This window comes from Kitasatospora sp. NBC_01300, from assembly GCF_041435235.1.
In the GTDB taxonomy this organism is placed as follows: domain Bacteria; phylum Actinomycetota; class Actinomycetes; order Streptomycetales; family Streptomycetaceae; genus Kitasatospora.
In genome coordinates, this window is the sequence record NZ_CP108408.1 from 5308762 (window position 1) to 5320000 (window position 11239).

General features: G+C 72.7%; 12 protein-coding genes. 9 read left to right on the top strand and 3 right to left on the bottom strand.

The window, feature by feature from the left end; translation table 11 throughout:
- Nucleotides 1-54: 54 nt before the first annotated feature.
- Nucleotides 55-1323 (bottom strand): MFS transporter, encoded by a 1269-nt coding sequence (locus tag OG556_RS23570; protein ID WP_371519064.1) that lies wholly within the window; start codon nt 1321-1323, stop codon nt 55-57.
- Nucleotides 1324-1450: 127 nt separating this feature from the next.
- On the opposite strand from OG556_RS23570, the gene OG556_RS23575 reads away from it, so the two are divergent.
- Nucleotides 1451-2608: a ferrochelatase gene (locus tag OG556_RS23575; RefSeq protein ID WP_371519065.1), complete on the top strand. Its 1158-nt coding sequence runs from the start codon at nt 1451-1453 to the stop codon at nt 2606-2608.
- A gap of 32 nt (nt 2609-2640) precedes the next feature.
- Entirely contained in the window at nt 2641-3459 is an 819-nt protein-coding gene (locus OG556_RS23580) for an inositol monophosphatase family protein (protein WP_371519066.1), read from the top strand.
- Nucleotides 3460-3600: 141 nt separating this feature from the next.
- On the opposite strand, the gene OG556_RS23585 is transcribed toward OG556_RS23580, so the two are convergent.
- Nucleotides 3601-3786: a hypothetical protein gene (locus OG556_RS23585; protein ID WP_030057688.1), complete on the bottom strand. Its 186-nt coding sequence runs from the start codon at nt 3784-3786 to the stop codon at nt 3601-3603.
- A 442-nt stretch (nt 3787-4228) separates the two neighbouring features.
- Between OG556_RS23585 and OG556_RS23590 the strand changes: the two genes are divergently transcribed.
- From OG556_RS23590 to OG556_RS23605, 4 genes are all read left to right on the top strand, one after another.
- Complete coding sequence (locus tag OG556_RS23590) at nt 4229-4882, top strand: response regulator transcription factor (protein ID WP_063349384.1); 654 nt, start codon at nt 4229-4231, stop codon at nt 4880-4882.
- Between the two features lie 137 nt (nt 4883-5019).
- Complete coding sequence (locus tag OG556_RS23595; RefSeq protein ID WP_363584465.1) at nt 5020-6303, top strand: HAMP domain-containing sensor histidine kinase; 1284 nt, start codon at nt 5020-5022, stop codon at nt 6301-6303.
- 239 nt (nt 6304-6542) lie between these two features.
- Nucleotides 6543-7526, top strand: coding sequence for an acyl-ACP desaturase (locus OG556_RS23600; RefSeq protein WP_371519067.1), 984 nt, complete (start codon nt 6543-6545; stop codon nt 7524-7526).
- A gap of 473 nt (nt 7527-7999) precedes the next feature.
- A complete protein-coding gene (locus OG556_RS23605; protein WP_030057692.1) occupies nt 8000-8299 on the top strand; it encodes a DUF4193 domain-containing protein in 300 nt (99 codons plus the stop codon).
- 293 nt (nt 8300-8592) lie between these two features.
- On the opposite strand, the gene OG556_RS23610 is transcribed toward OG556_RS23605, so the two are convergent.
- The gene (locus tag OG556_RS23610) at nt 8593-9042 is read right to left on the bottom strand and encodes a DUF3093 domain-containing protein (protein ID WP_350880051.1); all 450 of its coding nucleotides are present in this window, start codon (nt 9040-9042) and stop codon (nt 8593-8595) included.
- Nucleotides 9043-9177: 135 nt separating this feature from the next.
- Here OG556_RS23610 and OG556_RS23615 point away from each other — a divergent pair, with 135 nt between their 5' ends.
- From OG556_RS23615 to OG556_RS23625, 3 genes are all read left to right on the top strand, one after another.
- Nucleotides 9178-9756, top strand: coding sequence for a PaaI family thioesterase (locus tag OG556_RS23615; protein ID WP_063351415.1), 579 nt, complete (start codon nt 9178-9180; stop codon nt 9754-9756).
- The gene (gene dut / locus OG556_RS23620; protein ID WP_350880049.1) at nt 9753-10220 is read left to right on the top strand and encodes a dUTP diphosphatase; all 468 of its coding nucleotides are present in this window, start codon (nt 9753-9755) and stop codon (nt 10218-10220) included. The genes OG556_RS23615 and dut overlap by 4 nt, the downstream gene beginning before the upstream one ends.
- Nucleotides 10221-10289: 69 nt before the next feature.
- Entirely contained in the window at nt 10290-11093 is an 804-nt protein-coding gene (locus OG556_RS23625; RefSeq protein ID WP_350880047.1) for a DUF3710 domain-containing protein, read from the top strand.
- Nucleotides 11094-11239: the final 146 nt, after the last annotated feature.

The window sequence follows — 11239 nt, forward strand, 5'->3', positions numbered from 1 at the left end:
GTGGGGGCCGCCCTACCCGCGGGTAGGCCCGCGGGTAGGGAGAGATTAGTCAGTTCACCGTTCGAGGTCTACGGTCTGTTCGGCCGCTTCGACGGGCTCGTCGGCGGTCTGCTCGGAGGCGAGCCCGGCGCGCAGGCGGCCGAGTCCGGCGAGCGCGGTGACCACGCCGAAGACCCCGGCGGTCAGCGGCACCCAGTAGCCCGCGGCGGAGCCGGCGGCGTCCACCACCCAGCCGCCGGCGGAGGAGCCGACGGCGACGCCGAGGGCGAGCCCGGTGGTCGTCCAGGTCATGCCCTCGGTCAGCTGGGCGGCCGGGACGAGCCGTTCGACCAGGGCCATCGCGGTGATCAGCGTGGGGGAGATGGCGATGCCCGCGATCAGCAGCGCGCCGCCGACCGCGATCAGGCCGCCGACTCCGCGCACCGACTCGGCGACCAGCAGCAGCGGCGCCATGCTGAGCGCCATGAACAGGACGCCGACGAAGAAGCGGCCGGCCATCGAACCGGTGAGCTTGAGGGTGCCGAACACCACGCCCGCCACGCAGGAGCCGAGCGCCCACAGCGCGAGGATCACGCTGGCGAGGGACTTGTGCCCCTGGGTCTCGGAGTAGGCGACGGTGACGACCTCGACCGAGCCGAAGATCGCACCGGTGGCGACGAAGGTGAGGATCAGCACCTGGAGGCCGCGGTTGAGGATCACCGAGCCGCCGACGTGCCGGGCGCCCGGGTGGACCGGCGGTTCGGTGGCGCGCTGCCCGGCGAACAGCAGGACGCCGACGGCGAGGAAGACCCCGGCGAGCAGGACGCCGGCCTCGGGGAAGACGGAGGTGGCCAGGCCGATGGAGAGGATCGGTCCGACGATGAAGCAGACCTCGTCGACGACGGCCTCGAAGGAGTACGCGGTGTGCAGCTTGGGGGCGTCGTCGCGGTACAGGTGGGCCCAGCGGGCGCGGACCATCGCGCCGGTGCTCGGCATGACGCCCATGCCGGCCGCGAAGACGAAGAGCGTCCAGTCCGGCGCCTTGAGCCGGGCGCACAGCAGCAGTCCGACCACGGCGACGATGGTGAGCGCCATGGCCGGGACGATTATTCGGCGCTGCCCGTGCCGGTCCACCAGCCGGGAGACCTGCGGGCCGAGCAGCGCGGCGGAGATCGCCAGGGTCGCCGAGACCAGGCCCGCCACCCCGTAGGAGCCTCTGAGCTGGGAGAGCATGGTCACGATGCCGATGCCGGTCATGGAGATCGGCAGCCGGGAGACGAAGCCGGTGGAGGAGAAGGCCAGACTGCCGGGGGAGGCGAATATCTGGCGGTAGCTGGACAGCACGGGAGCTCCGCGGGGGTAAGGAACGAGGCTGGTCAACACAGCTTACGTACCTTGGCAAACAGTATTTTCCGGACACCATCGCGGCCCCGACGGGGCTCTCCGGCCCCTCAATGGCAGGATCGGTGCCATGTCCGACGCGCGCAAACCCTTCCCGTCCGGCGCCGCCCCGGCAGCGCCGCAGCCGTACGACGCCCTGCTGCTGCTCTCCTTCGGCGGGCCCGAGGCCCCCGAGGACGTCGTCCCGTTCCTGGAGAACGTGACCCGGGGCCGCGGCATCCCCAAGGAGCGGCTGAAGGAGGTCGGCAAGCACTACTTCCTGTTCGGCGGGGTCAGCCCGATCAACGAGCAGAACCGCGAACTGCTCGCCGCGCTGCGCAAGGACTTCGCCGAGCACGGTCTGGACCTGCCGGTCTACTGGGGCAACCGGAACTGGGCGCCCTACCTGGTGGACACCCTGCGCGAACTGGCCGCCGACGGCCACCGCCGCGTCGCAGTCCTCGCCACCAGCGCCTACGCCGGCTTCTCGGGCTGCCGCCAGTACCGGGAGAACCTGGCCGACGCGCTGGCCGCCCTCGCCGCCGAGGGCCTGTCCGAGCTGCGGGTCGACAAGCTGCGGCACTTCTACAACCACCCGGGCTTCGTCGAGCCGATGGTCGACGCCACCCTGGCCGCCCTGGCGCGGCTGCCCGAGGACGTCCGGGCCGGCGCCCGGCTGGCGTTCACCACCCACTCCATCCCGGACGCCATGGCCGAGACCTCCGGCGCCCCGGACGACCCGGCCCGCGGCCGCCCCGGCGGCGCGTACGTCGCCCAGCACCTGGACGTCGCCCGGCTGATCGCCGGGGCCGTCGCCGAGCGCACCGGCGTCGCGGACCGGCCCTGGGAGCTGGTGTTCCAGAGCCGCAGCGGCGCCCCGCACACGCCGTGGCTGGAACCGGACATCTGCGACCACCTGGAGGCCCAGCACGCCGACGGCGCGCCCGCCGTGGTGATGGTCCCGATCGGCTTCGTCTCCGACCACATGGAGGTCAAGTACGACCTCGACACCGAGGCCGTCGCCAAGGCCGCCGAACTCGGCCTGCCGGTGGCCCGCGCCGCCACCGTCGGCGCCGACCCGCGGTTCACCGCCGCGGTGCGCGAACTGGTCCTGGAGCGGGCCGCCGCCGAGCGGGGCGAGCCGGTGACCCGCTGCGCCCTCGGCGCGCTCGGCCCCAGCCACGACGTGTGCGCGGTGGCCTGCTGCCCCAACCCGCGAGCCCCCCGCCCGGCCGCCGCCGAGCGCTGACCGCCCGTCCCGCTTTCCCGGAGGAGAGACCCGTGCCCACTCCCGCCCTGCCCGACGACCGGCTCCTCGACGACCTGCTGGAGGTCGCCCTGGACGCGGCCCGGCAGGCCGGCGCCCTGCTGCGCGACGGCCGGCCCGCCGACCTCGGCGTGGCCGGCACCAAGAGCAGCCCGGTCGACGTGGTGACCGAGATGGACCTCGCCTCCGAGAAGCTCGTCCTGGAACTGATCACCGAGCGCCGCCCCGAGGACGGCTACCTCGGCGAGGAGGGCGCCGAGCGGCCCGGCACCAGCGGGGTGCGCTGGGTCGTCGACCCGCTCGACGGCACGGTCAACTACCTGTACGGGCTGCCCTCCTGGGCGGTCAGCGTGGCCGCCGAGCTGGACGGCCGGGCCGTCGTCGGCGTGGTGTACGCGCCGGCCCGCGGCGAGCTGTTCCACGCCGTCCTCGGGCGCGGCGCCCGGCTGGACGGCCGTCCGCTCGCCACCCGCCCGGCCCCGCCGTGGGGCCAGGCGCTGATCGGCACCGGCTTCAACTACGTCCAGTCGGTGCGGACCCGCCAGGCCGAGGTGCTGCTGTCCCTGATGCCCGAGGTGCGGGACATCCGCCGGGGCGGGGCCGCCGCGGTGGACCTGTGCGACGTCGCCGCCGGGCGGCTGGACGGCTACTACGAGCGCGGCCTCGCCCCCTGGGACCGCGCGGCCGGCTGCCTGATCGCCGCCGAGGCCGGGGCCCTGGTCGGCGGCCGCCCCGGGCACGGCCCGGACGGCGAGCTGACCGTGGCTGCCGCGCCGGGCGTGTACCAGCCGCTGCAGGAGCGGCTGGCCGCGCTGCGCGCCTGGGCGGACTGAGGACGCGCCCCGGGGCCTCGGACGGTCCTGGACAGCGAAGAGCCCTGGCATACGGGGGATGCCAGGGCCTGGGATTTTCGCACGACCCCCGCAGGGCCGCTGGTGCCGGAGGTCCGGCGTCGGGTCGGAAGGTCGGGTGGATCAGGCGGCGGTGCGGTGGCGCTCCAGCACGGTGTCCACGCCGTGCTCGGCGGCGAGCCGGCGGAGGTCGTCCAGCTCGGACTGCTCCACCTCGGCGAGGAACTCGTCCCCGGCCTCGATCGCGCGGTGCAGATCCTGCTCGGCGTTGGCTATGCGCTGCAGGATTCCGGCCTTGAAGGCGTCCATACGGGCCCCCTTACTGTGTCGGACGTGCACGGTCGTACGTTCTCCGCCCCGAGGAGGTGTGGCCAGCGGCAGCGCCCCGTCCGGCAGGTCGTGGATCTCCGGTCGAGCGCGGAGACGGCCTTCGGCCGCTCCCGGTGACGTCCCAGCCCCAGGGCCGGCGCGGATGAACGCACGGCGGGTGGGTGCGATCGGCCAACAGCCAGATCGCGGGTGTGAAGCTGTCCTCCCCGCCGGGGAGAGGGGGAAACCTTCCGGCCCGAGAAAGTTGCCTGTGTCACAGTCCAATCGGACTGGTCCCGACACGAACGGTCATCACCCGCCGCCAACGCTCCGTGCCTGAGCGGCAGCTTATCGCTGCTTTACCGGCGGACCAGGCAGGATGGAGGCACCGTCGGAGCCGCGCGTCCGCTTCCGGGGCCGGCCTGGAGAAGGGACAACGATCGTGCGGGTTCTCGTCGTCGAGGACGAGCAGTTGCTCGCCGAGGCTGTCGCCACCGGCCTGCGCCGCGAGGCGATGGCCGTCGACGTGGTGTACGACGGGGAGGCCGCGCTCCAGCGCATCGCGGTCAACGACTACGACGTCGTGGTCCTGGACCGCGACCTCCCGCTGGTCCACGGCGACGACGTCTGCCGCAAGGTGGTCGAACAGGGCCTGGCCACCCGGGTGATCATGCTGACCGCCTCCGGCGACATCAGCGACCGGGTCGAGGGCCTGGAGATCGGCGCGGACGACTACCTTCCGAAGCCGTTCGCCTTCAGCGAACTCGTCGCCCGGGTAAGGGCGCTGGGCCGCCGCGCGACCGTTCCGCTGCCCCCGGTGCTGGAGCGGGCCGGCATCTCGCTCGACCCGGGCCGCCGCGAGGTGATCCGCGAGGGCCGCACCGTCCAGCTCGCCCCCAAGGAGTTCGCCGTCCTGGAGGTGCTGATGCGGGCCGGCGGCGCCGTCGTCTCCGCCGAGCAGCTGCTGGAGAAGGCCTGGGACGAGCACACCGACCCGTTCACCAACGTCGTGCGCGTCACCGTGATGACGCTGCGCCGCAAGCTCGGCGACCCGCCGGTGATCGTCACCGTCCCGGGCTCCGGCTACCGGATCTGACCGGATCTGACCGGATCCGACCGGACGCGCCGGACCACCTGACCGGATCCGAGCGGACCGGATCCGTTCGCCGGACCCGGTCGGGCTCCCCCCCCCACCCCGCGCCCGCCCCCGGCGGACGCCCCGAGAGGACCATCATGACCACCCCGCCCCCGGCCGGCGGGCCCTCCGGCGCGCCCGCCGGCGGCCCGCGCGCCGTACCGCCCAAGCCCCAGCACCCCCCGCGCGCGCCCCAGTCCGGACGCTACGCACCCGGCGACGGCATGCTCGCCTGGCTGCCCTTCCGGCCGACCATCCGGATGCGGCTCACCCTGCTCTACGGCGGCATGTTCCTGATGGCCGGCGTGGTCCTGCTGCTGCTGATGTACGTGTTCTTCCAGGACGCCGTGAACAACCTGGCGCCGCGCACGTTCCAGTTCGACGGCAGCCTGCGGGTCAACGGTGTCCCGATGAACAGCGCGCAGTTCAACCAGGAGCAGGCCGGCGACTACCTGCTGCGCTCCAACTCGGCGCTCAACACCCTGCTGCGCAAGTCGCTCACGATGCTGGTCTGCCTCGCCGTGATCGCCTTCGCGGCCGGCTACGCGCTGGCCGGCCGGGTGCTGCGCCCGCTCGGCCGGATCACCCGCACCGCCCGCGACGTCGCCTCCTCCGACCTGCACCGGCGGATCGAGCTGGACGGGCCGGACGACGAGCTCAAGGAACTCGCCGACACCTTCGACGACATGCTGGACCGGCTGGACCGGTCCTTCGACTCCCAGCGCCGCTTCGTCGCCAACGCCTCGCACGAACTGCGCACCCCGCTGGCGATCAACCGCACCCTGCTGGAGGTCCAGCTCTCCGACCCGGCCGCCTCGCCCGACCTCCAGCAGCTCGGCAAGACCCTGCTGGCCACCAACGAGCGCAGCGAACAGCTGGTGGAGGGCCTGCTGCTGCTCGCCCGCAGCGAGAACGAGCTGACCGACCGCCGCCCGGTGGAGCTCTCCGAGGTGGCCACCCGCGCCCTGGAGCAGACCAGGGCCGAGGCGGACCGGCGCGAGGTCGAGCTGCGCTCCAAGCTCGCTCCGGCCGTGGTCGCGGGCAACGGCGTGCTGCTGGAGCGGCTGGCGCTCAACCTGCTGCAGAACGCCGTCCGGTACAACACCCCCGGCGGCTGGGTCGAGCTGGCCACCGCCGAGGTGCCCGGCGGCGGCGAGCTGGTGGTGTCCAACACCGGCCCGGTGGTGCCCGGCTACGAGCTGGAGCACATCTTCGAGCCGTTCCGCCGGGTCAAGGGCGCCGACCGCACCCGCAGCGACAAGGGGGTCGGGCTCGGCCTGTCCATCGTCCGCTCGGTGGTGCGCGCCCACGGTGGCACCATCGAGGCCACTGCGCGCGCCGGTGGCGGCCTCACCATGCGGGTCCGGATCCCCAACCCCTGACCCCGCCCGCCGGGCCCCTCCCGGGCCCGCCGCGCCCTCCCCGCCGCCGCGCTCCGTAAGCGACCGTTCACCGCCGCCCCCGTCAGGCCCGTCAAGACGACATAAGGCCTGGCGGGGGCGGCTTGTCATTTCCTGCCCGGGCAACTTACGGTGTCGTAACCTACGGAACCGTAAGTGCGTCGCAGACGTGCCCGCCCAACGCGCCCGTCCCGCGCGTGCCGTCCCCCAGGAGCAAGACCGTGACCATCGCCCCTGTGCAGAGCAGCGCCTCCCTCGGATCGACCGGCTGGACCGACGCCCGGCTGATCCTGGCCCTCGAAGAGGTCGTGGAGAAGGAGCTCAACCGCCACCTCACCGTGGCCAAGGAGTGGATGCCGCACGAGTTCGTGCCGTGGAGCCAGGGCCGTGACTTCGACGGCGTGCTGGGCGGCGACGCCTGGGCCGTCGAGCAGTCCCAGGTGACGCCGCTCGGCCGGGTGTCGCTGGTGGTGAACCTGCTGACCGAGGACAACCTCCCCAGCTACCACCACGAGATCGCCAGCATGTTCGGCCGCGAGGGCGCCTGGGGCACCTGGGTGCACCGCTGGACCGCCGAGGAGGGCCGGCACGGGATAGCGATTCGCGACTTCCTGCTCGCCACCCGGGCCGTCGACCCGGTGGAGCTGGAGCGGGCCCGGATGAGCCACATGTCCGAGGGCTTCGAGTCCGACAACGCGCACAGCATGCTGCAGTCGGTCGCGTACGTGGCCTTCCAGGAGCTCGCCACCCGCATCTCGCACCGCAACACCGGCAAGTACGCCGGCGACCCGCTCTGCGACCAGCTGCTGGCGAAGATCGCCAACGACGAGAACCTCCACATGGTCTTCTACCGGAACCTGCTGAAGGCCGCCCTGGAGATCGCCCCCGACCAGGCCATGCGGGCCGTGGCCGACGTGGTCACCAACTTCCGGATGCCCGGCCACGGCATCCCCGGCTTCGAGCGGGCCGCCGCGCAGATCGCCCTCGGCGGGGTCTACAACCTGCGCATCCACCACGACGACGTGCTGCAGCCGGTGCTGCGCCACCTGCGCGTGATGGAGATCGGCGGCCTCGGCCCGGAGGGCCTGCTGGCGCAGAACGAGCTCGGCGTCTTCCTGGACGGGCTGGACGGTCAGGCACGCAAGTTCGAGGAGCGCCAGGCCGCGATCCTGGCCCGTCGGGCCGCGCGCCGCAGTGCCGACTAGGGTGTTCGGCGGAGCAGCCGAAGTGGGTGGATTTTCCGTGGTTTGCCCTGGAAGATTCTGAACGTGACCAAGCTCACATCGTGTCGCTCCGCGGCTTCACCCGACCTCGGAGAGTGATCACCCGAACTGGGGTACCGATCGCAGTCCGTGACCGGATTTCGGGTCCGCACCCGGCCGGATGATTGGCCGGTACCCCAGGTGGGCAAGGGAACGGACGAGCATCAGTGCGGCCCGTGCTCACTGTGAGTGGCCGCCGAGCGGATGCTGGAGGAGGCTGGCGATGGCCCAGCGTGAGGCCTCCCGCAGCCTGGTGGATCACCCCAACGGACCCCTGGCTGAGTGTCGATTGAGTAACAGGGCTTGAAGTAAGGCAAAATCTCCGCCTCGGGTCGGGCACAAGACCGACCCCCCATGCGTTACGTGCGCTGGAGATACCGCACACACCGCACAAACCCGGAGGGGGAGAGCGAACAATGGCAACGGACTACGACACCCCACGCAAGACCGACGACGAGCTCAACGAAGACAGCATCGAGGAACTCAAGGCTCGGCGGAACGACAAGGGCGGCGGCTCTGTCGACGTCGACGAGTTCGACGCGGCCGAGGGCATGGAGCTCCCGGGCGCGGACCTCTCGAACGAGGAGCTCGCGGTCCGGGTGCTGCCGAAGCAGGCCGACGAGTTCACCTGCATGAGCTGCTTCCTGGTGCACCACCGCAGTCAGCTGTACAGCGAGAAGAACGGCAACCCGATCTGCCGGGACTGCGGCGCCTGAGCACCGCGGCGGACAGGGCCCGGCACCCGCGGCTTCCGCGGGGCCGGCACAGCGCCCCTTCCGGCCCCGGGCAGCGGGGCCGGACGGCAGGTCCGGGAGCCGTCCTGACGGACGGCACCGGGAGGACGGGGTCGGCCATGAGCACGTCGGCCGGCACAAAGTCGTAGGGACGGTCCCGCATCAGCGGAACCGTCCCTCTCCGTTTTTTCGGGCCTGTGCGCGCTCCGGGGCTGCCCCGGGCGCGTGCGGGCCCCTCCGCCAGGTGCTGTCCGGCAGGATCGGCCGGACACGCCCTAGGTGCGGGCGCCGCGACGGGCCTCCTCCAGCGCCTCCGCCAGCTTCATCGGCGAGCGGGTCGACAGGTAGAGGTAGGGCGTCGGGTCGGACGGGTCGGTCACCTCGATCCGCAGCGCCGTCGGGACGTAGCTGCGCAGCAGCATGAAAGCGCGCGGGTTGGCCTTCGGCCCGCGCCAGGCCACCGCCTCGGCGGGGCTCAGCGGGTGCGCGGTGCCCAGGGCGTCCACCGGGATCCGGGCCGGCCCGGCCACCAGCGAGCCCTGCACCACGCGGATCCGGACCGAGCCGTAGCTGCTGATCGCGACCGCGCCGGCGGCGATGCCGACCACCAGCCCGACCAGCGCGGCCAGACCGCTGACCCGCAGCAGGATCAGGGCGAGCGTGAGCCCGGTCGCGACCGGGAGCAGCCACCAGGAGCGCGGCACCGTGAGGCGTTCGTCGTACATGCCCCCATTGTGGGCGCCCTGACGCCGGCACCGGGACGCCACCCCCACCGGCCGCGCGGCTACCCCTGGGTAGGCTGGGGCCCCGTGACCGGTTCGACCACCCCCACTGCCCCCGCCGACCGGCCGGCGCCCGCGCTGCCGCCGTCCCCGACCACCCCGCCGCCGGACGCCGTACTGCCGCCGCGCGCCCCCGAGGCGCCCGCCCCCGGCACCCGGCTCGGCTCCCACTACGAGCACTGCTTCGGCTGCGGCCCGCAGCACCCCGGCGGGCTGCGGATCGACGCGGTCGCCGGTGAGGGACTCGACGTCACCGCCGAGTTCGCCGTCCGGGACGTCCACCAGGGCGGCCCCGGCCTGGCCCACGGCGGAGTGCTGACCACCGCCATGGACGAGACCCTCGGCACGCTCAACTGGCTGCTGCACGCCCCCGCCGTCACCGGCCGGCTGGAGACCGACTTCCTCTGCCCCGTCCCGGTCGACTCGGTGCTGCACCTGCGCGCCTGGGTCACCGGCGTCCACGGCCGCAAGATCTACAGCGCCGCCGAGGCACGCATCGGCGGCCCCGACGGACCGGTCGCGGTGCGTGCGCAGGCGCTCTTCATCCAGGTGAAGCTGGAACACTTCACCACGCACGGTCGTCCCGAGGACATCGAGAAGGTCCTCGACGACCCGGATCTGATGAAGCGCGCACGAGCCTTTGAGGTGAACCCTTGAGCAACACCCCCCGCCCGCCGCTGGACGTCCTGATCAGGCGCATCGACCCCGAGTTGCCGCTGCCCGCCTACGCGCAGCCCGGCGACGCGGGAGCCGATCTGCGCACCACCGTGGACGCCGAGCTGGCCCCCGGTGAGCGGGCCGTCCTGCCCACCGGCATCGCGATCGCCCTCCCGGACGGCTACGCGGCCTTCGTCCACCCCCGGTCCGGGCTGGCAGCTCGTTGCGGAGTTGCTCTCGTGAACGCCCCGGGGACGGTCGATGCCGGGTACCGTGGAGAGATCAAGGTGATCGTCGTCAATCTGGACCCGCGCGAGGGGGTCAGCTTCCGCCGAGGGGACCGGATCGCCCAGCTGGTGATCCAGCAGGTCGAGAAGGCCCGCTTCCACGAGGTGGCCGAGCTGCCTGGGTCGGCACGTGCCGAGGGCGGGTTCGGGTCGACCGGCGGCCACGCCGCGGTCTAGCATTCCCGCGGCCTCGCAGGAAGCCGAGCAGGTATTCGCATCGGTCTTGGACCGGGAAGGACAGTGACCGTGTTCCGTCGTCGCCAGAAGAGCGAGGACGCTGTCGAGCAGCTCGCCGACGACGCCATCAGCGCCGACGAGACGGCCGATGACGTCGAAGGTTCCGCCGAGAGCGAGAACGTGACCGAGCTGGACCCGTCCGACAAGGTCGGCCTGCCGCCGGCCCCGCGGCCGGACGGTCCGTGGGACCACTCCGAGCTGGAGAACCCCGAGGAGGGGCGGGTGGACCTCGGGGGTCTGCTGGTCCCCGGTGTCGAGGGCATGGAGCTGCGGGTGGAGGTCGCCGGTGACGCGATCGTCGCCGCGACCCTCGTCCTCGGCAACAGCGCCATCCAGCTGCAGGCCTTCGCCGCTCCCAAGTCGGAGGGCATCTGGGGGGAGGTCCGGGAGGAGATCGCCAACGGCATCACCGCGCAGGGCGGCCTCATCGAGGAGGAGGAGGGCCCGCTCGGCTGGCACCTCCGCGCGCAGGTCCCGGTGCAGCTGCCGGACGGCACCCAGGGCGTACAGCTGGTGCGCTTCGTCGGTTGCGACGGCCCGCGCTGGTTCCTGCGCGGTGTGATCTCGGGCCAGGCCGCCGTGCAGCCGGAAATGGCCGGGATCCTGGAGCAGGTCTTCCAGCAGACGGTCGTCGTCCGGGGCGAGAGCCCGATGGCGCCCCGCGACCCGATCGTGCTGAAGCTCCCCGAGGACGCCCAGATGGTCGCCGACGGCGGCGGTGCGGCTGCGGCGGCCGGCGAGGGCGACAACCGTTTCGGCAGCGCGGCCCTCGACCCGTTCGCCCGCGGTCCGGAGATCACCGAGGTCCGCTGACCTGGTCCGCGTCGCACTGATCGCCCCTGCCCGGGACCCCGGGCGGGGGCGATTTGCATGTGGCGGTCCTGTCCCCGTACAGTTCCGGAGTCGCCGCGAGAGAGCGGGGGCAAGTGGAAAGCGAATTCCGATGAATGAAACTCCGG

What these genes read in the sequence shown, in the direction of transcription:
- OG556_RS23575 (WP_371519065.1), top strand. Translation starts at nt 1,451, where the DNA reads ATGTCCGACGCGCGCAAACCCTTCCCGTCCGGCGCCGCCCCGGCAGCG.
- OG556_RS23585 (WP_030057688.1), bottom strand. Translation starts at nt 3,786, where the DNA reads ATGGACGCCTTCAAGGCCGGAATCCTGCAGCGCATAGCCAACGCCGAG.
- OG556_RS23595 (WP_363584465.1), top strand. Translation starts at nt 5,020, where the DNA reads ATGACCACCCCGCCCCCGGCCGGCGGGCCCTCCGGCGCGCCCGCCGGC.
- OG556_RS23605 (WP_030057692.1), top strand. Translation starts at nt 8,000, where the DNA reads ATGGCAACGGACTACGACACCCCACGCAAGACCGACGACGAGCTCAAC.
- OG556_RS23610 (WP_350880051.1), bottom strand. Translation starts at nt 9,042, where the DNA reads ATGTACGACGAACGCCTCACGGTGCCGCGCTCCTGGTGGCTGCTCCCG.